The organism is Nonomuraea coxensis DSM 45129, assembly GCF_019397265.1.
GTDB lineage: Bacteria > Actinomycetota > Actinomycetes > Streptosporangiales > Streptosporangiaceae > Nonomuraea > Nonomuraea coxensis.
In genome coordinates, this window is sequence record NZ_CP068985.1 from 6,447,528 (window position 1) to 6,466,701 (window position 19,174).

Annotated in this window: 18 protein-coding genes and 1 pseudogene; 9 read left to right on the forward strand and 10 right to left on the reverse strand. The window is 71.8% G+C overall.

What is annotated here, in order from left to right; translation table 11 throughout:
* Positions 1-78: 78 nt before the first annotated feature.
* Positions 79-807, reverse strand: a complete 729-nt coding sequence (locus Nocox_RS30220; RefSeq protein ID WP_026214281.1) for a metal-dependent hydrolase — start codon at positions 805-807, stop codon at positions 79-81.
* A gap of 380 nt (positions 808-1,187) precedes the next feature.
* Between Nocox_RS30220 and Nocox_RS30225 the strand changes: the two genes are divergently transcribed.
* From Nocox_RS30225 to Nocox_RS30235, 3 genes are all read left to right on the forward strand, one after another.
* Complete coding sequence (locus Nocox_RS30225; protein ID WP_020542885.1) at positions 1,188-1,937, forward strand: PadR family transcriptional regulator; 750 nt, start codon at positions 1,188-1,190, stop codon at positions 1,935-1,937.
* Between the two features lie 32 nt (positions 1,938-1,969).
* Positions 1,970-2,500, forward strand: a complete 531-nt coding sequence (locus tag Nocox_RS30230) for a DUF1707 SHOCT-like domain-containing protein (protein WP_020542884.1) — start codon at positions 1,970-1,972, stop codon at positions 2,498-2,500.
* Positions 2,501-2,591: 91 nt separating this feature from the next.
* Positions 2,592-3,296, forward strand: coding sequence for a DUF6879 family protein (locus tag Nocox_RS30235; protein WP_020542883.1), 705 nt, complete (start codon positions 2,592-2,594; stop codon positions 3,294-3,296).
* On the opposite strand, the gene Nocox_RS30240 is transcribed toward Nocox_RS30235, so the two are convergent.
* The 6 genes from Nocox_RS30240 to Nocox_RS30265 form a co-directional block, all read right to left on the reverse strand.
* Positions 3,286-5,652, reverse strand: coding sequence for a glycoside hydrolase family 2 protein (locus tag Nocox_RS30240; protein ID WP_020542882.1), 2,367 nt, complete (start codon positions 5,650-5,652; stop codon positions 3,286-3,288). The two genes, Nocox_RS30235 and Nocox_RS30240, sit on opposite strands and share 11 nt — an antisense overlap.
* A gap of 11 nt (positions 5,653-5,663) precedes the next feature.
* A complete protein-coding gene (locus Nocox_RS30245) occupies positions 5,664-6,539 on the reverse strand; it encodes an ABC transporter ATP-binding protein (RefSeq protein ID WP_020542881.1) in 876 nt (291 codons plus the stop codon).
* Positions 6,539-7,480, reverse strand: coding sequence for an ABC transporter ATP-binding protein (locus Nocox_RS30250; RefSeq protein WP_020542880.1), 942 nt, complete (start codon positions 7,478-7,480; stop codon positions 6,539-6,541). Before Nocox_RS30250 ends, Nocox_RS30245 begins: the two co-directional genes overlap by 1 nt.
* Positions 7,477-8,361: an ABC transporter permease gene (locus tag Nocox_RS30255; RefSeq protein ID WP_020542879.1), complete on the reverse strand. Its 885-nt coding sequence runs from the start codon at positions 8,359-8,361 to the stop codon at positions 7,477-7,479. The genes Nocox_RS30250 and Nocox_RS30255 overlap by 4 nt, the downstream gene beginning before the upstream one ends.
* Positions 8,358-9,353 carry an ABC transporter permease gene (locus tag Nocox_RS30260; protein ID WP_020542878.1) on the reverse strand — a complete coding sequence of 332 codons (996 nt, stop codon included), beginning with the start codon at positions 9,351-9,353 and terminating at the stop codon, positions 8,358-8,360. The genes Nocox_RS30255 and Nocox_RS30260 overlap by 4 nt, the downstream gene beginning before the upstream one ends.
* Before the next feature lie 64 nt (positions 9,354-9,417).
* Positions 9,418-11,181, reverse strand: coding sequence for an ABC transporter substrate-binding protein (locus tag Nocox_RS30265; RefSeq protein ID WP_020542877.1), 1,764 nt, complete (start codon positions 11,179-11,181; stop codon positions 9,418-9,420).
* A gap of 293 nt (positions 11,182-11,474) precedes the next feature.
* On the opposite strand from Nocox_RS30265, the pseudogene Nocox_RS43360 reads away from it, so the two are divergent.
* Positions 11,475-11,657 (forward strand): annotated as a pseudogene (locus tag Nocox_RS43360) (IS607 family transposase); the annotation flags it as partial.
* Positions 11,654-12,256, forward strand: a complete 603-nt coding sequence (locus Nocox_RS30275; RefSeq protein WP_020542875.1) for a helix-turn-helix domain-containing protein — start codon at positions 11,654-11,656, stop codon at positions 12,254-12,256. The pseudogene Nocox_RS43360 and the gene Nocox_RS30275, both read left to right, overlap by 4 nt.
* Here Nocox_RS30275 and Nocox_RS30280 read toward each other — a convergent pair.
* The 3 genes from Nocox_RS30280 to Nocox_RS30290 form a co-directional block, all read right to left on the reverse strand.
* Complete coding sequence (locus Nocox_RS30280; protein ID WP_020542874.1) at positions 12,216-13,619, reverse strand: sugar porter family MFS transporter; 1,404 nt, start codon at positions 13,617-13,619, stop codon at positions 12,216-12,218. The genes Nocox_RS30275 and Nocox_RS30280 overlap by 41 nt on opposite strands.
* Positions 13,620-13,687: 68 nt before the next feature.
* Complete coding sequence (locus Nocox_RS30285; RefSeq protein ID WP_020542873.1) at positions 13,688-13,870, reverse strand: hypothetical protein; 183 nt, start codon at positions 13,868-13,870, stop codon at positions 13,688-13,690.
* Positions 13,871-13,916: 46 nt separating this feature from the next.
* Positions 13,917-14,831, reverse strand: a complete 915-nt coding sequence (locus Nocox_RS30290; protein ID WP_020542872.1) for an LLM class F420-dependent oxidoreductase — start codon at positions 14,829-14,831, stop codon at positions 13,917-13,919.
* A 118-nt stretch (positions 14,832-14,949) separates the two neighbouring features.
* Here Nocox_RS30290 and Nocox_RS30295 point away from each other — a divergent pair, with 118 nt between their 5' ends.
* Genes Nocox_RS30295 through Nocox_RS30310 form a run of 4 tightly spaced genes read left to right on the forward strand, consistent with a single transcriptional unit; the run spans position 14,950 to position 18,966 of the window.
* On the forward strand, positions 14,950-15,999 hold the full coding sequence (locus Nocox_RS30295; RefSeq protein WP_020542871.1) for a glycoside hydrolase family 18 protein: 1,050 nt from the start codon (positions 14,950-14,952) through the stop codon (positions 15,997-15,999).
* A 48-nt stretch (positions 16,000-16,047) separates the two neighbouring features.
* Positions 16,048-17,202: a sensor histidine kinase gene (locus Nocox_RS30300; protein WP_020542870.1), complete on the forward strand. Its 1,155-nt coding sequence runs from the start codon at positions 16,048-16,050 to the stop codon at positions 17,200-17,202.
* Entirely contained in the window at positions 17,199-18,350 is a 1,152-nt protein-coding gene (locus Nocox_RS30305) for a sensor histidine kinase (protein ID WP_020542869.1), read from the forward strand. The genes Nocox_RS30300 and Nocox_RS30305 overlap by 4 nt, the downstream gene beginning before the upstream one ends.
* Positions 18,351-18,366: 16 nt before the next feature.
* Positions 18,367-18,966 (forward strand): response regulator transcription factor, encoded by a 600-nt coding sequence (locus Nocox_RS30310; protein WP_020542868.1) that lies wholly within the window; start codon positions 18,367-18,369, stop codon positions 18,964-18,966.
* Positions 18,967-19,174: the final 208 nt, after the last annotated feature.

Genomic DNA, 19,174 nt, shown 5'->3' on the forward strand with positions numbered 1-19,174 from the left:
TACGTTAGGTACGCCTAACTCCACGGCCGCAGCGGATGTCTCGACGTCAAGATATTACTAGGATATCTCGACATCAAGTTAAACCGGCGCGAGCCGCCAGAAGAGCAGTCCGATGATCGCCACCGACAGGACCGGCGCCAGGATCTTCTGCTCGAACTTCTTCCCCGTCTTGATGCCGATCTTCCACGGCAGCAGGAACTTGACCCCGAGCGGCCATAACACCGGGCAGCCGCGCTCGGTCATGCAGTCACCCACGACGTGGATCAGGCAGCCGACGCCGACCGCCAGGCCGAGCCAGGCGTAGCCGACGCCGAGAGAGAGGAAGACGGCGTAGAGGCCGGCGGTCATGCCGATGTTGACCATCGCCGAGCCGAGCTTGTTGCCCGGGATGCCGACGCCGATCGCGCGTAACGCCAGGCCGATGAGCAGCACGACCATGATGTCGCGGCCGATCGGATAGGCGTTGGCCAGCCAGTGCGTGCCCAGCCCGAGCGCGACGGCGAAGGCCAGCGAGTGGGTGGCGCCCCGGTGGCCGCCGGCGAGCCAGGACACGGCCTTGCTCAGCAGCCAGGTGACCGGCCCGAAGGTCTGGGCGATCGTCGCGCTGGGATGGTCGAGGTCGGGCAGCATCGCCGCGCCCGCGCAGATGATGGCGCCGGCGATCAGCTCGGCCGGACCGAGCGCGCCGGCCATGATGCCGGTCTCGATGAAGCGGGAGGACTCGCTCAGCAGCGGCAGTGCGGCGAGCGGCGGCGCCAGCCCCAGCCAGGCGATGGCCCCGGTCATCGCATGCGTGTGCCCCATCATGATCGGGACTGTACCCGCGTTTGATGGCCCGCGCTCCGCGCGGGCGGCTCGGTCGCTGGGACCTGTCTTTGATGGCCCGCGCTCGGCGCGGGCGGCTCGCTCCCTGCGCTCCTCGGTCCAGGCGACGGCGCTCCCTCGCAAAGCCGGGAAACGCAGACCCGGGAACGCAGACGAGGTCGTCTCCACGGCGACAGCACCCCCCAGCCCTGCCGACGCGGAACGACCTCGTCTGCTCTGTTCAACGGCTCCATCCCCGATCCTGTTCCCCGATTTCGCAACTTTTTCGTGATCTGGCTCACGTCGTCCGGAGTCTTGCTGACGACACAGTAGCGATATATCTTTGATGCATCGAGAACGAATCACGATATAGGGGGAAAGCTATGAGTTCCGCACAGGCAGCGCCCGGCCCCTGGCCGGGCGCGCACGAGTACAAGCGAGCCGCCCGCGAGGCGTTCAAGGCCGTGGCCGACGCCTTTGAGGAGATGGGCGGCCACCGGAACCGCAGGCACGAGCACCGGCACGAGCACCGCGAGCGCGGCAGAAGGGGCGGGCCCGGCGGGCCGTTCGGTCCTGGTGGCCCGTTCGGCGCGGGCGGGCCGTTCGGCCCCGGTGGCCCCTTCGGGCCCGGCAGCCCGTTCGGCGGGCACCGCGGCTGGGGCGGCCGGGGCCGCAAGGCCAAGCGGGGCGACGTCCGCGCCGCCATCCTGGCCCTGCTCGCCGAGGAGCCGCGCAACGGCTACCAGATCATCCAGGAGATCGCCGAGCGCAGCGAGGGCGGCTGGAAGCCCAGCCCGGGCGCCGTCTACCCGGCGCTCCAGCAGCTCACCGACGAGGGCCTGGTGATCGCCGAGGAGAACGAGGGCCGCAAGAGCTTCCGCCTCACCGACGAGGGCCGCGCCTACATCGAGACGCACCCCGACGAGGTCCGCGCCCCGTGGGACGAGATGCGTCCCGACGTCGACGACAACGTCACCGAGCTGTGGCAGATCGGCCGCCAGTCGGCCTTCGCGATGATGCAGATTCTCCAGACCGGGAACGACGCACAGATCCGCGAAGCGCGTAAGACTTTGGTGGAGACCCGGCGCAAGCTCTACCAGATCCTGGCCGACGGCGACCCGGGCGACGAGTGACCCTGCGAGGCCCACGGAGCGAGGAGCCAGGCATGGACCCGAACGACCTTCGCGTCGGCGACGCCGAGCGCGAGCAGACGATGGCCGCCCTGCGCGAGCACTTCGCCGAGGGCCGCCTGACCCGCGAGGAGCTCGACGAGCGGCTGGACCACGCGCTGGCCGCCAAGACCGTCCGTGACCTCGCCCAGGTCACGGCCGACCTCCCCGGGTCCCAGCCGGGGCCCCGCCGGGCGCCCGAGCACCGGGTGGCCAACCCCTGGGTGCCTCCGCCGCTTCCCGGCATGGGCGACTGGCACGAGGCGATGCGCGCCCACCGCCACCAGATGCACCAGGTGCACCACGAGATGCGGCGGGCCCGCAAGGAGATGCGCCACCAGTGGAAGCACGGCCCGGCGCGCCACCACCGGCACCGCGGACCGCACCCGTTCGTCGGGCTGCTCTTCCTGTTCGTGATCATCGGTTTCGTAGTGGGCGGCTTCGGCGTCCTCAAGGTGCTGTTCGGCGTGTGGCTGGTGGCCATGGTCTTCAGCCTGGTCCGCCGGCGCGTGCACCACCGCGGCTGAGAGAGCCCGCGCGGATCGTTTTTGGGCCTTGACCCTGTCAGGGACGCCATTGATGATCTGGGCGGGTTTTCCAGCTCGCGAAGGGAGCCGCATGTCCGAGCACGCCGCGTCGAACACGGTCGACGACCCGGCCCATGATCCGGCGGGCGACCCGTTCGCCGCCGTGGCGCACGCCGACGCCCTCGTCCTCGACGCGGAGGGTTACCACGCCGCCTTCGACCGCGACCACGCCGTGACCGCCGAGCCGATGTGGAAGCTGGAGCGCGCGCAGACCTTCTACGAGCCGGACGTGGCGAGCTGGCGGGCCATGATGGACGGCGACTGGGCCGGCTCCCTCGCGCTGGTCGGCGAGATGGAGGGCCCGCTGCGCCGCTACTTCCGTGGCCGGGTGCCGGTCCGGCGGGCGCGGGTGGCGGAGTTCCCCGTCACCCCTTACCTGCAGTGGGAGATGCACGTGCTGGCCGTGCGGGCGCGCGCGGGATCGCCGTGCAGGGTGCTGCCCGCCGCGCGGGTCGCGCACCTCGACCCGCTGCCCGAGCTGGTCGTCTTCGGCCCGGCCCTCATGTACGAGGTCCTCTACGACGAGTACGGCGGCCACCGCGGCGGCCGGCGGATCACCGACCCCCGCGTCGTCGGCCCCTGCCTGGCGGCGGTGCGCGCCCTCTACGCCGCCGGCGAGGACGTGCTCGCCTTCCACGAGCGCGAGATCGCGCCGCTGCCGCCGCCCGTCGTCACCGACGCGATGCGGGCCGCGGTGCCCGCCTACGGGCACCGCACCGAGGAGTTCAGGGTCTGAACAGCGCGCCGCCCGGCTCGTTGACGCAGCGCAGCACCGGGAAGCCGGTCAGCGCGGCGGCGTCCAGCTCCTTCGCCGTCGTGACGTGGAAGACCGCGCTCTCGCCGGGCAGCAGCGTGACGAGCTGGTCGTCCACGCCCGCGTCCGGGTCCAGCCGGTCGGGGAAGATCGCCAGCTCGCGCAGCACGGTCCGCGCGGTGACGGTCACCCGGTAGCCGCCCGGCGCGGGCTCGGCGTCGGCGTCCCAGGCCGCGGGCGGGAACGCCACGGCCGGGTCCTCGGCGTAGAAGCGCACCAGGCGGACCGCGTCGAGCCTGGCCGACAGCAGCTCGCGCGCCGGGTCGTCGGCGGCGGCCACCGACGGCGGCAGCGCCACCCTGGTCACCGCGCGCGGGGCCACGTGCACGGCGACGACCTCCTTGGCCAGCGGCTCGCCGGTCAGCCGGCGCCGGACCAGCTCCAGCTCGCCCGACCACGCCTGCGGGGCGTCGTTGACCACGGCCAGCTCGCCGTCCAGCACGGTGATCATCCGGTCGGCGTAGGCGCGGCGCAGCGCGTGCCAGAGCGGCTTGCGCCGCCCGTCGCCGTCCACCGCCGCCCAGGACGTCACCGGCCAGCAGTCGTTGAGCTGCCACACGACCGTGCCCATGGTGTGCGGCATGAGCGCGCGGAAGCGCTCCACGCCGAACGCCACGGCCCGCGCCTGGTTGAGCTGCGTCAGGTAGTGCCAGTCGTCGAACGTGTCCGGCCGCGGCAGGTGCGCGCCCAGCCCGCGCAGCAGCTTCTCCTGGCCGTCCACCGCCTTCTGGTGCGAGGAGCGGGGCGTCAGCGGCTCGTCGGAGGAGGCCCGGCGCAGGGTCGCGTACGCGGGCGGCCCCTGGAAGCCGAACTCGGCCACGAAGCGCGGCCGGTAGGCGGCGTAGCGGGTGTAGTCCTCGCGGTTCCAGACGTCCCAGATGTGCACGGTGCCGCGGGCGGGGTCGTTCGGCGGCAGGCCCGGCGCGCCGGAGTAGGGGCTGCCCGGCCAGTACGGCCGCGTCGGGTCCAGCTCGGCCACGATGCCGGGCAGCAGGTCGTGGTAGAAGCCCGCGCCCCAGCTCCGCCCCTGGAGCCGGTCGCGCCAGCCCCAGTCGGCGTGGCCCTCCAGGTTCTCGTTGTTGCCGCACCACATCACCAGGCTGGGGTGCGGGGCCAGGCGGGTGACGTTCTCGCGGGCCTCGGCGGCGACCTCCGAGCGGAACGGCTCCTCCTCGGGGTAGGCGGAGCAGGCGAACGGGAAGTCCTGCCAGACCATCAGGCCGAGCTCGTCGGCGAGGTCGTAGAAGTCGTCGCTCTCGTACAGGCCGCCGCCCCAGACCCGCAGCAGGTTGACGCCGGCGTCGAGGGCCTGCCCGAACCGTTCGGCCAGCCGCTCCCTCGTCACGCGGGACGGGAAGCAGTCGTCGGGGATCCAGTTGACGCCCCTGACGTAGACGGGGCTGCCGTTGATCTTGAACCGGAACGCCTCCCGTTCCAGCTCGACCGAGCGGAAGCCGATCCTGCCGTGCCACTCGTCCTCGCCGAGCCGTACCGTCAGGTCGTAGAGCGGCTGGTCGCCGTGGCCGCGCGGCCACCACAGGTCGGGGCCGGGCACCTTGAGCGCGAGCGCGGCCGAGCGGCCGTCGATGCGGCGTTCGGCGGAGACGCCGGCGACCTCGGCCGACAGCGTGAGCGGCCCTTCCGCGGTCCGCTCGACCCGGACGTGCACCCGCACCGTCCCGTCGGCGCGGGCCAGGGGACGCACCTCGGCCAGCCGGGCGCCGCTCCAGCTCTCCAGCCCGATCGGCCGCCAGATGCCGGCGGTCACCAGCGTGGGACCCCAGTCCCAGCCGAAGTTGCAGGCCATCTTCCTGATGAACGGGTAGGGCTCGTCGTAGGCGCCGGGCCGCTCCCCGAGCGCCGCCCGCAGTTCCCCGGCGTAGGCGTAGGCGGAGCGGAAGGTGACCGTCAGCTCGTTGGCCCCGTGCCGCAGCAGGTGGCGGACGGGGAAGCGGTAGGAGCGGTGCTGGTTGGCGGTGCCGCCGACGCGGACCCCGTTGAGCGTGACCTCGGCGACTGTGTCGAGCCCCCGGCAGACGAGGTCCGTACGCTCGTGCTCGTCCGGCGACCAGGCGAACGTGGTGCGGTAGGTCCAGTCCCTGCGGCCGATCCAGGCCAGCCGGCGCTCGTTGTCGTCGAGATAGGGGTCGTCGATGAGCCCGGCGGCGAGCAGGTCGGTGTGCACGCAGCCGGGAACGGTGGCCGGGACCCCGGTGATGAGATCCGCGGCCTCCCGCGACGACAGGGTCCAGCCGTCGTGCAGCGGACGGTGGTTCAAAGGGGTTCTCCTTAGCAGGTCTTCGACCGGGCGCACGCGACGAAGTGGCCCGGGGCGGCCTCCAGCAGGCCGCCGGAGCCCCCGCGCTCGTGGTGGAGGCAGGTGTCCACGGCCTTGGCGTCGGCCCAATCCTCGTGCAGGCGCGGCACCGCCGACAGCAGCTCGCGCGTGTAGGTATGGAGCGGATCGCCGAAGACCTCGCCCGTCGGGCCCATCTCCACCACCGCGCCCTCGCGCAGCACGACCGTGCGCTCGGCCAGGTAGTTGCCGAGCGACAGGTCGTGCGTGATGTAGAGCACGCCGAGACCGCGCGTCTTCAGCTCGGCCAGCAGGTTGAGCACGTCGATGCGGGTGGAGGCGTCCAGCATGCTGGTGATCTCGTCGGCCACCAGCAGGCGGATCTCCAGCAGCAGCGCGCGGGCGATGAGCAGGCGCTGGAGCTGGCCGCCGCTGAGCTGGTGGGGGAACTTGCCGAGCACCTGGTCGGGGTTGAGCCGCACGTCGCGCAGCGCCGCCCTGACCCGCTCGGCCCACTCCCCCTCGGGCACGCCGGGGTGGTACGAGTCCTTGATCATCGCGAACACCCGGTCGGCCTTGAACACCGGGTTGAACGAGCTGAACGGGTCCTGGAAGATCCCCTGGACGTCGCGGTAGTAGTCCTTGCCCGCCCGCGCCGGCCGCCCGTCGAAGGTGATCGTGCCGCTGGTGGCCCGGGTGAGCCCGAGGATCATGCGGCCGAGCGTGCTCTTGCCGCTGCCGCTCTCCCCGATGAGGGAGACGACCTCGCCGGGCGCGACGTCGAAGCTGACGTCGCTGACGGCCGTAACGGTACGGCCGCCGAAGGCGCCGATCCTGAACACCTTGGTGACGTGGTCGAGTCTCAGCATCATGCCTTCCAGCAGGCTACGTGGTGGCCGGGCGCGACCTCGGCCACGGGCGGCTCCTCGGCGCACTCGTCCCCGGCCAGCGGGCAGCGGGCGCGGAAGCGGCAGCCGGCGGGCGGGTCGAGCAGCGACGGCGGGCTGCCGGCGATGCCCTCCAGCCGCCGCTCGGCGTAGCGGACGCCGACCTGCGGCAGCGAGTCGACGAGGAGCCTGGTGTACGGGTGCCGGGGCGCCTTGACGAGCGCGTCGGCGGGGGCCTTCTCGGCGAGGCGGCCCGCGTACATGACCATGATCGTGTCGGCGATGTGGCGGGTGAGCGCGATGTCGTGCGTGACGAAGATCATGCTCTTGACGTAGCCGCTGTCGCGGAAGCCGAGCAGGGCGCGGGCGACGGCCTTCTGGGTGGAGACGTCGAGCGCGGAGGTGACCTCGTCGGCGATGAGCAGGGACGGGTCCAGCAGCGTGGAGATGACCATGACCATGCGCTGCTTCATGCCGCCGGACAGCTCGATCGGGTAGCGGTCGAGCACCTCGCGCGGCAGCCCGACCTGGTCCATGCGGCGCTCCAGCTCGGCGGCGTCGAGCGCGGCGCCGCGCGAGCGCAGCAACTCGCCGACCATCCTGCGGATCTTGCGGGTGGGGTTGAGCGCGCTCATCGCGTACTGGGGGATGAGGGAGACCTCCTTGAAGCGGAAGGCGGTCATCGCCCGGTCGTCGGCGATCGGCAGCTCGCGCCCGTCGAGGACGACCCGGCCGCCGACGTGCCGCATGCGGCCGTCCATGCGGATGAGGGCCTTGCCGAGGGTGCTCTTGCCGCAGCCGGACTCGCCGACGAGGCCGAGGATCTCGCCGTCGCCGAGCTCGAAGGACATGCCGTCGAGCGCGCGCACGTCGCCCCTGAGCGTCCGGTAGTGGACCCTCAGCTCGCTGACCTGAAGGCTCATGTCTCCCTCAGCTTCGGGTTGAAGACCTCGTCGAGGCCGACGTTGGCCACGTACAGGGCGCCGACGATGGCGGTGATGGCGGCGCCCGGCGGGACGAACCACCACCACATGCCGAGTTGCAGCGCGCTCCACTGGTTGGCGTTCTGCAGCATCAGGCCCAGCGAGACGCCCTCGGTGGGGCCGAGCCCGATGAAGTCCAGCGACGACGCGATGAGCACCGAGCCGCCGAACAGCAGGATGAACGTCATGAACAGGTAGGAGCTCATGTTGGGGGCGATCTCCCTGGCGATGATCCGGCCGGTGCCCGACCCGCTCATCCTGGCCAGGTCCACGAACTCGCGGGTGCGCAGCGAGAACGTCTGCGCCCGGATCGCCCGCGCCGCCCACGGCCACTGCGTCAGCCCGATGAACAGGCCCTGCACGGCCACACTGCGGATGCCCAGATAGGCGTTGACGATCAGCAGGACGGCCAGGCTCGGGATGACCAGGATGATGTTCGTCAGCATGTTCAGCACCTCGTCCACCAGGCCGCCGAGGTAGCCGGCCACGAAGCCGACGACCATCCCGATGACGGCCGCGATGCCGCCGCCGATCACGCCGACGGCGAAGGTGGCGCGCAGGCCGTGCACGAACTGGGCGAAGATGTCCTGGCCGAAGGTCGTGGTGCCGAGCCAGTGCTCGCCGGTGGGCGGGCTCATCGCCTGGACGCTGTACTCGTTGGGCGCGGCGGCCACGAACAGCGGGCCGATCAGGCCCAGCAGGAGCAGCGCCAGGACGATCGTCAGGCCGGTCATGAGCTTGCCGTTGCGCACCGCGAAGTAGAGCGCCTCGCGCCGCACCGCGACCGGCTCGCGCGGCACGGCTTCCTGGATCGTCGTCATGCCTGCGCACCCGCCATTCCCGCCCTGGTCCGGGGGTCGACCACGACGTAGACGATGTCGATGATGAAGTTGGCGATCAGCACGCCGAGCACGATGAACAGGAACGCGCCCTGGAGGAGGAAGAAGTCCTTGTTCTGGATGGCCTTGAGTATGAGGCTGCCGAGGCCCGGGTAGGCGAAGACGATCTCGGTGACCAGCGCGCCGGCCACCAGGACGCCGAGCTGCAGGGCCAGGCCGGTGATCTGGGGCAGGACGGCGTTGCGGAAGGCGTACCTGCGGATGAGCTTGGAGGGCGCGCCGAGCGCCGACAGGTACGCCGAGTAGTCCGACTCCAGCTCATAGATGATCATGTTCCGCATGCCGATCGCCCAGCCGCCCAGCGCCACCAGGAACAGCGACAGGAACGGCAGCGTCCAGTGGTGCAGCAGGTCGAGGACGAACGTCCACGACAGGTTGGGCCGCATGGAGAAGCTGTAGCCGCCGGCCACCGGGAAGAGCCCGGCGATCACGCCGAGCGACCAGGCCAGCAGCACCGCGAGCCACATGTACGGCATGGCCGTCAGCACGTAGCCGACCGGCAGGACCGTGTTGTCGAGGAGCTTGCGGCGGGCCGCGTACGCGCCGAACCGGTTGCCGACGACCCAGCTCAGCAGCACCGACGGGACGACCAGCGCCAGCGTGTACGGCACCGCGCCGCCGATCACCTGGCTCACCGGGGTCGGGAACAGCCAGATGCTGGTGCCGAAGTCGCCGCGCAGCAGCGCGCCCCAGAAGTTGGCGTACTGCGTGAGCAGCGGCTGGTCCAGGCCGAAGAGGTTGTTGTAGTAGGCCCGCATCGCCTCGACGGCCTCGGGCTTGGTGACGTTGGCCCGCGCGACCATGCTGGCGACCGGGTCGCCGGGCATGAAGCGCGGGATCATCCAGTTGACCGTGACGGCGACGAAGAACGTCAGCCCGTAGATGAGCAGTTTCCTGCCGAAGTATCGACGCACGTGATCTGTCTCCGGTGAGGGCCCCGCTCCCCTGCGCCGGGGAGCGGGGGCTTCGGGGGTCCGGCTAGGAGGCGGCGGGCTGGATCTGGGTGAGGGTCTCGAACCCGCCCAGCTCCAGCCAGTTGCGCCACATCACGGCGGGAGTCTTCGGCGCGCTCCCGGCCGCGGCCGGCCAGTTCTTCCACACCGAGGTGCTGGACTGCGCCCAGAGGCCGTTGTACCAGAGCGGGATCACCGGCAGGTCGTCCAGGTGGATCTGCTGGAGCTGGGAGATGATCTTCTGCATGCCGGCGGTGTCGTCGGTCTTGACCTGGTCGAGCTGCTGGACGAGGTCCCAGGCCTTCTTGTTCTCGTAGCGGGCGAAGTTCACCGTGTTCTGCTGCTTCTGGATGGGCAGCTGGAACAGGTACTCGTAGTACGTGTACGGCGAGTTCGACAGCTGCCGCTCGTTGTTGATCAGCAGGTCGAAGTCGCCCTTGCCGCGCTTCTCCACCAGGGCGTTGAAGTCGGGGAAGTCGGGCGTGATCTGGATGCCGGCGGTCTTGGCGCTGGCGGCGATCGAGCGGGCCGACTCCATCCAGTCGGTCCAGCCGGACGGGACGATGATGGACAGGCTGATCTTGGAGCCGTCCTTGTTCTCGACGTACCCGTCGCCGTCGCCGTCCTTGTATCCGGCGTCGGCGAGCAGCTTCTTGGCCTTGGCCGCGTCGAAGGTGAAGCCTGACCTGGCGACGACGTCCTGGTCGACGTACTTGTCCCACTGGGGCAGCAGGCCGGTCGGGCTGGAGGCCTTGACGAGGTTGCCGTAGACGCCTTCGACGATCTTCTTGACGTCGATCGAGGAGGCGAGGGCCTTGCGGAAGGCGGGGTCGTCCATCGGCTTCCTGGTGGTGTTGGGCACCAGCCAGGCGGTGTTGGCCGACAGCATGTACGGCGGCTCGTTGTAGTAGGTGCTCAGCCCGAAGTTGCCCTGGACGAGGTTGGCCACGCCGGGCAGGAAGTTGTTGCTGAGGTCGAGGCCCTTCTGCAGCAGCAGGCCCATCGCGACCTCGTTGCTGGGGGTGGCGATGTCGACGATGTAGCGGGGCTTGGGCTCCATGTTGAGCGCGGTCTTGCCCCACCAGTCGTCGCGGCGCTGGAGGGTGACGCGGTCCTGGTCCTTGCGCAGGAACGTGTACGCGCCCGTGCCGACCGGGTTCTCGTTGAGCCCGTCGAGGACCTCCTTCTCCGAGCGGTCCTTCCAGATGTGCTCGGGGACCATCGTGCGCGTGTAGAGCATGAAGTCCCACTCCTGGTAGTTGGCGGTGGAGAAGGTGAAACGCGCGGTCCGGTCGTCGACCGCCTCCGCCTTCTCCAGCCAGTTCCACAGGTTGTGGTACGGGATCGTCTCCATCTTGCCGAGCTCGAAGGAGAAGACGACGTCCTTGGCCGTGAACGGCTGCCCGTCGGACCACGTGATCCCGGGGCGCAGCTTGACCTCGTACGTGGTGTCGCCCGTCCACGAGCCGCTCTCCGCCAGCCAGGGGGTGAGCTTGGCGGCGGTGGTGTCGTAGTGGAACAGCGACTCGTACACCAGGCCCTTGGTGCCGACGGCGGAGTCCCACTCCCTGATGGGGTTGAAGTTGGCCGGCGGCCCCCACTGGGTGCCGGTGGTGTAGAGGGTCTCGCCCCGGGGGAGCTGGTCGGGGTCGGCGTTGGCCGGCGCGCCCTGGCTCTGGCCCTGGCTGGGGGCGGGGCCGGTCGGGGTGGAGGGGCCGCCGCTGCAGGCCGTGACGGCGAGCAGGCCCGCCGCGAGGAGCGGAATGATCTTCCTAGGCCGGTTGCGCATCGCTTCTCTCCTTCCTTCGCGTGGGGGCGCGAAGGGTTCCTACGTGCACCTACCTGTGGGAGCGCTCCCAAGAGCGACGCCGAACCGGGCTCCCGCCGCGAGCGCTGGGGTTTGCTGAACCGGATAAGTACCGCGAACGTAAATTCCCCGTGTCGTGCGCGTCAAGAGCCGTGACGCTTTCGAGACGTCCGCGCCGGGAGCGCTCTCAACGGCTGCCTAACCGGTTCGGCAAGGGGGTTTCGTGCAGCCGTCCGACCCGGACGGCTGGACGGTGGTGTACCGCCGTCGAGCATCTGTCGGCCGCGCTCGAGGCGACCGGCCGGCGCATCGTCGTGATCGACGACGCCGAAGTCGATGACGATCTGGTGCGGGACATGACCGAAGTCCTCACCTCCTTCTGCGCCCGCCTGTACGGGCAGCGCTCGGCATCTCGCCGCGCCAAGGCGGCCGTGCGTGCCGCGCAGGAGGTGGCGTGACCGAACGGCAAGGCTACCGCGTCGAGTTGGCCCCGACGCTCGGGCAGCGCACCCGGCTCGGGCAGCATGCCGGCTTGTCCCGCGTCGTGGAGAACTTCTGCCTCGAGAAGGTGAAGGCCGCCCTCGACCAGCGGGAGGCGGAGAAGACCTACGGCGTCCCCGACAAGGATCTGACGCCGGTCCCCTGGTCGGCTCCGGCGCTGGAGAAGCTGTGGCGTCTGGAGCATCGCGACCGTTACTCGTGGTTCACCGAAGAGGGCCTGTCCTCGCGGGTACCGAAGGAGGCGTGCCGGGCCCGGGCGGCGGGGTTCAAGAACTTCTTCGACTTCAGGTCCGGGAAGAGGAGGGGTCGCAAGGTCGGCTTCCCCGGCTGGAGGAAGCGCAAGCACGGCTCGAGGTTCCGCTACGACGCCGGCCGCGCCCGCCCGGTGTCGGCTCGAGTCGTAGCCCTGCCCGGCGTGGGTAAGGTGCGCACGCTCGAGGACATGTCGTGGCTGACCGGCCGCCACAACAACACGTCGAGCGAGGGACCGAGGACGTCGTCAAGCACGCCACAGGCTAGCCCATCTCCTCCAGTTTGCGGCCCTTCGTCTCCTTGATCTGCCGGAGCACGAAGACGAACGACAGCGCGGCGAACGTCGCGTACGCGGCATAGGTGAGCGGCAGGTTCCAGGCGGCGAGCGCCGGGAACGACACCGTGACCGCCCAGTTGGCCAGCCACTGCGCCGCGGCGGCGACGCCGAGCGCGGCGGCCCGGATGCGGTTGGGGAACATCTCCCCCAGCAGCACCCAGACCACCACACCCCAGGACAGGGCGAAGAACAGCACGAACAGGTTGGCCGCGACGAGCGCGATCGGCCCCTGCGGGTCGGGCAGCCCGATCACGCCTCCCGCGCCGGTACGGGAGGCGCTGAACGCCCATGCCGCCGTGGCCAGCGAGAGCGCCATGCCGGCCGAGCCGACGAGCAGCAGCGGCCGCCGCCCGATCCGGTCCACGAGCGAGATCGCGATGAACGTGCCGATGATGTTGATGATCGAGCTGGAGAAGCTGATCAGCAGCGAGTCGCTCTGGTTGACGCCCACCGACTGCCACAGCACCGACGAGTAGTAGAAGATCACGTTGATGCCGACGAGCTGCTGGAAGGCCGACAGGACGATGCCGATCCACACGATGGGCAGCAGCCCGAGCGCTGGCCCGCGCAGGTCGCGCAGCCCCGGCACCCGCTGGGTGCGCACCACGAGCTGGATCTCGGCGATGCGCGCGTCGAGGTCGACGTCCTCGCCCTCGACCTCGGCCAGCACCTCCCGCGCCCGCCGCGGCTTGCCCGCCATGACGAGGTAGCGCGGCGACTCGGGGATGAGCAGCGCGAACAGCAAATAGAGCAGCGCGGGGACCGCGCACGCGCCGAGCATCCACTGCCACGCCTCCAGCACCCACAGCGGATTGTTGACCTCGCCGCCCGCCGCCCGCGCGATCACGAAGTTGACGAGCTGCGAGACCGCGATGCCGAGCACGATGGCGAGCTGCTGGAACGAGCCGAGCCGCCCCCGGTAGGCGGGCGGCGCGACCTCGGCGATGTACGCCGGCCCGAGCACCGACGCCATGCCGATGGCGAAGCCCGCCATCACCCGCCACAGCGCGAGGTCCCAGATGGCGAACGGCAGCATCTGCCCGATCGAGCTGACCGCGAACAGCAGCGCCGCCACCTGCATCGACCGGGTACGGCCCCACCGGTCGGCGAGCCCGCCGCCGGCCCAGGCGCCGACGGCCGACCCCAGCAACGCGATCGCCACCACGAAACCCGTCTCCACCGGACCCACCTGGAAGTACCGCTGGATCCCGACGACGGCGCCGTTGATGACGGAGCTGTCGTAGCCGAACAGGAACCCCCCGATGGCGGCGGCGGCCGTGATGAACACGACGTGAGCCAGGTGCTCCTGGTGCGTGTGCTGAGTGGCCATGCAGGTCCTTTCCCCGTCATCGGGGGATACCCGCACGTCAGGGACCCAGCGGACCCCTTACCCAACCTTTAAAGGCGTGGGTCCACCGGCTCCGACTCCAGCGCCAGCACCGCGAAGACCGGCTCGTGCACCCGCCAGGCCGCCTCGCCGCCGGACGACTGGCGGAACTCCTGCACGCGCCCGGGATGCTTGTGCAGGAGGAAACCCAGGTCGGTGGCGGGCCTCGCGGTGTTCGTGACCGTCAGCAGCACCCTCCGAAGTGTGCGGGAACGCCGCGAAAGCCCGCCAACCGTTTACCTACAGGCGCGGCAGCACCTCGGCCGCGATCAGCTCCAGGTGCTCCAGGTCCCCGAGGTCGAGGATCTGCAGGTAGAACCGCTCGGCACCGAGCTCGGCGAACCGCCCGATCCGCTCGACGACCTCGGCGGGCGTGCCGCACACGCCGCTCTCGCGCAGCTTGTCCGGGTCCTCGCCGATGGCCGCCGCGCGCCGCTCGACCTCCGCCCGGTCGGCGCCGACGACCGTGGTCTGCGCGGCCGACAGCACGATCCCGCGCCCGGCCTCCTCGCACGCCCGGCGTACCCGGTCGAACGCCGCCCCCGTGTCGGACAGCGAGCGGAACGGCACGTTGTACTCGTCGGCGTACGCCGCCGCGAGGCGCGGCGTGCGCTTGGCGCCGACCCCGCCGATGATGATCGGCGGCCGGGGCCGCTGCGCCGGCTTGGGCAGCGCGGGCGAGTCGGCCAGCCGGTAGTAGCTGCCCTCGAAGGAGTAGCCGTCCTTCGCCGTCCACAGACCGGTGATGATCTCAAGCTGCTCCTCGAACCGGCCGAAGCGCTCGCCGACGGGCGGGAACGGGATGCCGTACGAGGTGTGCTCGGCCTCGAACCACCCCGTGCCGAGCCCCAGCTCCACCCGGCCGCCGCTCATCTGGTCCACCTGCGCCACGCTGATCGCGAGCGGCCCGGGCAGCCGGAACGTGGCCGGCGACACCAGCGTCCCCAGCCTGATGGCCGAGGTCTCCCTCGCCAGGCCCGCCAGCGTGACCCAGGCGTCGGTCGAGCCGGCGCCGGGGTCGCCCGCGCCGATGCGCTGGTAATGGTCGGACCGGAAGAACGCGTCGAAGCCCAGCCGCTCAGCGGCCCGGGCGACGGTGAGCAGGTCGTCGTAGCTGGCGCCCTGCTGGGGCTCGGTGAAGATCCTCAGCTTCATGTCAGCCATTATCGGCGCACATCGGACGCGAACCGGAAAGGGGACCACGTCGCGTCGCCCGGCTTGCTAGCGTTCAGCTCAGCACCCTAGGTAGCCGATCGAACACGGGAAGTGCTCTATGCCGCGGCACCAGAGGGAGCCGGGCCTGCTCCCCCGTCCTCTCGCCATCCTCGCCGGGCTGGCGCTCGTGGCCGCCACCGCCGCCGCGGTCCGGCTGCTGCCGCCCGCGGACGCCGTCGCGACGTCCCCGCCGCCCGAGCCGTCCGCGCCGCCCGCCTCCCGGGCCGCGCCCCTCGCCAGGCACACGCCCGCGCTCTCCGCCGCGATGGCCGAGTCGCCGCTGCCCGGCTTCGTGGCGTACGTCGACACCGCCGCCGACCCCGACTTCGACCTGCCGGCCGCGGCCCTGCGCACCGGCGTCCGCCACTACCTGCTCGGCCACCTCGTCGCGGGCGGCGCCGACGGCTGCTCACCCGCGTGGGCGAGCGTCGGCGGCGTGCTCCTCGACCCCGGCGTCAACCGGGTGGCCAACAGGATCGGCCGGCTCAGGGCGCTCGGCGGCGACGCCACGCCGTCGTTCGGCGGCGCGAACGGCTCCGACCCGGCCGCCCGCTGCACCGAGCCGCGCGCGCTCGCCGCGGCCTACCGGCGCGTGGTGGGCGCCTTCGACGTCTCCGCCGTCGACTTCGAGCTCCGGCCCGGCGAGAGCGCCGGCACGGCCTCGCGCCGGGCCCGCGCGCTCCGGACCCTGCAGCGGGAGCGGCCGTTGCGGGTCAGCCTCACCGCGCCGCTGACGGCGTCCGGGCTGGACGCGGCGGGCGTCGCCGCGCTGCGGGCCGCCCACCAGGACGGGGCCGACGTCGGCACCGTCAACCTGCTGGCCGAGCTGGAGCCGCGCACGGCCCCCTCCGGCCGGCTGCCCCGGCTCGCCGCCGCCGTGCGGCTGGCCGAGGCGCAGATCGCCCGCGCCCAGTCGCTGCCCGAGCCGGAGGGCGCCTGGCCGCGCATCGCGCTGACGCTCGTGCTCGCCGACGGGTCCGAGCTGGACGAGCAGGACGCGCGCACCCTCTCCGCGTACGCCGTCCGCCACGGCCTCGCCTGGCTGTCCCTGCGCGGGGCCGATCCCGGTGAGGAGGCGGCGGCCGTTCTGCGCGGTTCCGTACCCTGACTATAGGATCCCCTTACCGTCACATGTCCAGGCGAGGGGGAGGGGGCGATGGCGGCTCGTCCTGAGACGGCCAGGAAGATCCTGATCTACTGGATGGACGGCGTCGTGGCGCTGCTCGCCGTCATCGCCGTGGCGTTCATCGTCGGCCGGGCCGTGGCGGGCGCGATCTCGCCCCCGCACGCCGCCGTCACCATCGCCTGCCAGCTCGGGTTGTGCGCGCTGTTCCCGTTCCTCCTGAGGGAGGCCTTCGACCACCGGCCGCGCCCCACCTGGAAACTGGCGCTCGCGGGCGTGCTGGCCCTGGCCGCGACGCTGCTGCGCCCGACCACCCTCGACAACACCGCGCCGTGGATCGAGGTGGGCACGCTGTGGCTCGCCGCGGCCGCCCTCTACCTGACGCCCCGGGCGATCGCCTGCATGTCGGTGGCGGCGGCCGGCCTGCTCACCGCCTACGGCACGCTCCTGCACGGCCAGAGCTGGCCCGGCGCGCTGATCGGCCTGCTGATCAACTTCGCCTTCATGGTCCCGGCCATGCTCCTGTGGCGCTGGCTCTGGTGGATCATCAGGGACGCCTCCAACGGCCGCGAGGCGAGGGCCCGGCTCGCGGTCGCGGAAGAACGGCTGCGCTTCGCCCGCGACCTGCACGACCTGCTCGGCCACAGCCTGGCGGTGATCACGCTCAAGAGCGAGCTGGCCGCCAAGCTCGCCACCAAGGACGCCGGGCGGGCGCTGACCGAGATGACCGAGGTCCGGGAGCTGGCCGGCGACTCGCTGGCCAAGGTCCAGCAGGCCGTGCACGGCTACCAGCACCTCGACCTCGACCAGGAGGTGGCCGGGGTGCGGGCCGCGCTGGAGGCGTCAGGGACGCGGTGCGTCGTCCACGTACGGGCCGACGAACTCGGGCCGGCCGCGCGGGCGCTGCTCGCGTGGGTGGTGCGCGAGGGCGGCACCAACGTGCTCAAGCACAGCAGGGCCACGCGCTGCGCCATCACGATCGACGGCGGCCTGCTGGAGATGCGCAACGACGGGGTCGCGCGGAGCGCGGCGGCGCCGCCGGGCAGCGGCCTGCGCGGACTGGCCGAGCGCCTGGTCGCCGCGGGCGGCACCCTGTCGGCCGCGCCCACGGCGACAGGCGAGTTCCTGCTGCGCGCGACGGTGCCGGTCGTCGGGGAGCACCCGCTGCCGGCGGCGGTGCCCGCATGACGCCGGTCCCGGAGGGCGGGGACGGCGGGCGGCCGGGGCCGCTGCGCCGGCTGCGCACGGCGAGCAAGCTCGACAAGGTCCGCTGGGTGATCGTCTACTCCACGGATCTCGTGCCGCTGCTCAGCCTGATCGGGTTCTACGTGCTCTACCTCCAATGGCAGGCGGGCATGCCCCCGGCCCTGGCGATGGGCGCCGCCGTCCTGCTGGCGGTCTTCGTCGTGATCTGCCTGCGCCCGTTCCGGGCGGCGGTGCGCGGCGGGCCGCGGCCCACGGCGCTGCTGGCGGTGAGCGGGGCGCTCGCGCTGCTGCTGGCCGTCGTGGCCGTCGTGTGGGCGCTCCCGTCCTGGCTGGGGACGCTGGCGCCGTTCGTCCGCAGGCGCACGATCGTCCTCCTCTCGGCCGGCTCGATCACGACCCTCACCCTGATCGGGGTGCTGTCCGGGGCGGGGTTCGCGGACATCCTGGCGCTGGTGACGGCGATGACGTTCATGACGGTGATCTCGGTCGGCGCGACGTTGGCCAACCTGGCGCTGTGGCGGCTCGCCCAGGAGGCGCACGAGGGCGAGGAGGCACTGGCCAGGCTCGCGGTCTCGGAGGAGCGGCTGCGCTTCGCCCGCGACCTCAACGACCTGCTCGGCCAGAGCCTCACCGACGTGGCCGCCCGCGCCGGGCACGCCGAGGAGCGGCTGCGCGCCGATCCCGAGGCGGCCGCGGCCGAGATGTTCGAGGTGCGCGACCTCGCCCGGCGCTCGCTGCGCGAGGTGCGCACGGTCGTCCAGAACTACCGCGCCGTCGACCTGGACGAGGTCCTCGCCAGCGTACGGGCGGTGCTGGAGGCGGCGGGGGTGCGCTGCGCCGTACGCGCCGACACGGCCGGGCTGACCCCCGAGAGCCGCACGCTGCTGGCCACGGTCGTCCGCGAGGGCACCACCAACGTGCTCAAGCACAGCCGGGCCGAACGCTGCGAGATCAGCATCGAGGACGGCGTGCTGGAGATGTCCAACGACGGGGTGAGCGGCCCGGTGGGCCGGCACGCGCCCAACGGCCTGGCGGGACTGGCCGAACGGGTGCGCGCGGCGGGCGGCAGCCTGGAGGCGGCGCCCACGCCCGAGGGCCGTTACCTGCTGCGGGCGGCGGTGCCCGCATGAGTTGTGGGGAGAGACCATGACCATCCGCGTGCTGCTCGCCGACGACGAGCACCTTGTCCGCGGCGCCATCGCGGCCCTGCTGGACCTGGAGGAGGGCATCCAGGTGGTCGCCCAGGTCGGCCGGGGTGACGAGGTCGTCGCCGCCGTGTCCGAGCACCGTCCGGACGTGGCCGTGCTCGACATCGAGATGCCCGGCATGGACGGCCTGAGCGCGGCCGAGCGGATCAGCGCCCAGTGCAAGATCGTCATCCTGACCAGCCTGGGCCGGCCCGGCTACCTGCGCCGGGCCATGGCGGCGGGAGTGGGCGGCTTCCTCGGCAAGGACGCCTCCGCCGAGGAGCTCGCCATGGCCATCCGCAAGGTCCAGGGGGGCGGGCGCTACCTCGACGCCGAGCTGGCCGCGGCGGCCATGGCGGCCGGCGACAGTCCCCTGACCGACCGCGAGCGCGACGCGCTGCGGCTCGCCGGCGACGGCGCGACGATCGCCAGGATCGCGGGCGAGCTGCACCTGACCGAGGGCACCGTACGCAACTACCTGTCGAGCGCGATGACCAAGCTCAACGCCCAGAACCGGCTGGAGGCCATCCGCACGGCCCAGCGCATGGGCTGGCTCTGACCCCCGGCCCACCAGCCCCATGAGGCCGCGCTCCCGGAGTGACGGCGTCGAACCGGGACGCGGCGAAGGTCCCCGCGAGGACCCGGCGGAGGTCCGGGCGGGGCCCCGGTGGACTTCGTGGTGGCCCTCGGGTTCTCACCCGTGAGCGTCCCGCGGCCTCAAAGGGGAAGGCGATGGGACGCCCACGGGCGTCAGGGGCGGAGCGGGG

Coding starts and splice junctions, on each gene's coding strand:
- Nocox_RS30220 (WP_026214281.1), bottom strand. CDS start 807: ATGATGGGGCACACGCATGCGATGACCGGGGCCATCGCCTGGCTGGGG.
- Nocox_RS30225 (WP_020542885.1), top strand. CDS start 1,188: ATGAGTTCCGCACAGGCAGCGCCCGGCCCCTGGCCGGGCGCGCACGAG.
- Nocox_RS30230 (WP_020542884.1), top strand. CDS start 1,970: ATGGACCCGAACGACCTTCGCGTCGGCGACGCCGAGCGCGAGCAGACG.
- Nocox_RS30235 (WP_020542883.1), top strand. CDS start 2,592: ATGTCCGAGCACGCCGCGTCGAACACGGTCGACGACCCGGCCCATGAT.
- Nocox_RS30245 (WP_020542881.1), bottom strand. CDS start 6,539: ATGCTGAGACTCGACCACGTCACCAAGGTGTTCAGGATCGGCGCCTTC.
- Nocox_RS30250 (WP_020542880.1), bottom strand. CDS start 7,480: ATGAGCCTTCAGGTCAGCGAGCTGAGGGTCCACTACCGGACGCTCAGG.
- Nocox_RS30255 (WP_020542879.1), bottom strand. CDS start 8,361: ATGACGACGATCCAGGAAGCCGTGCCGCGCGAGCCGGTCGCGGTGCGG.
- Nocox_RS30265 (WP_020542877.1), bottom strand. CDS start 11,181: ATGCGCAACCGGCCTAGGAAGATCATTCCGCTCCTCGCGGCGGGCCTG.
- Nocox_RS30280 (WP_020542874.1), bottom strand. CDS start 13,619: ATGGCCACTCAGCACACGCACCAGGAGCACCTGGCTCACGTCGTGTTC.
- Nocox_RS30290 (WP_020542872.1), bottom strand. CDS start 14,831: ATGAAGCTGAGGATCTTCACCGAGCCCCAGCAGGGCGCCAGCTACGAC.
- Nocox_RS30295 (WP_020542871.1), top strand. CDS start 14,950: ATGCCGCGGCACCAGAGGGAGCCGGGCCTGCTCCCCCGTCCTCTCGCC.
- Nocox_RS30300 (WP_020542870.1), top strand. CDS start 16,048: ATGGCGGCTCGTCCTGAGACGGCCAGGAAGATCCTGATCTACTGGATG.
- Nocox_RS30305 (WP_020542869.1), top strand. CDS start 17,199: ATGACGCCGGTCCCGGAGGGCGGGGACGGCGGGCGGCCGGGGCCGCTG.
- Nocox_RS30310 (WP_020542868.1), top strand. CDS start 18,367: ATGACCATCCGCGTGCTGCTCGCCGACGACGAGCACCTTGTCCGCGGC.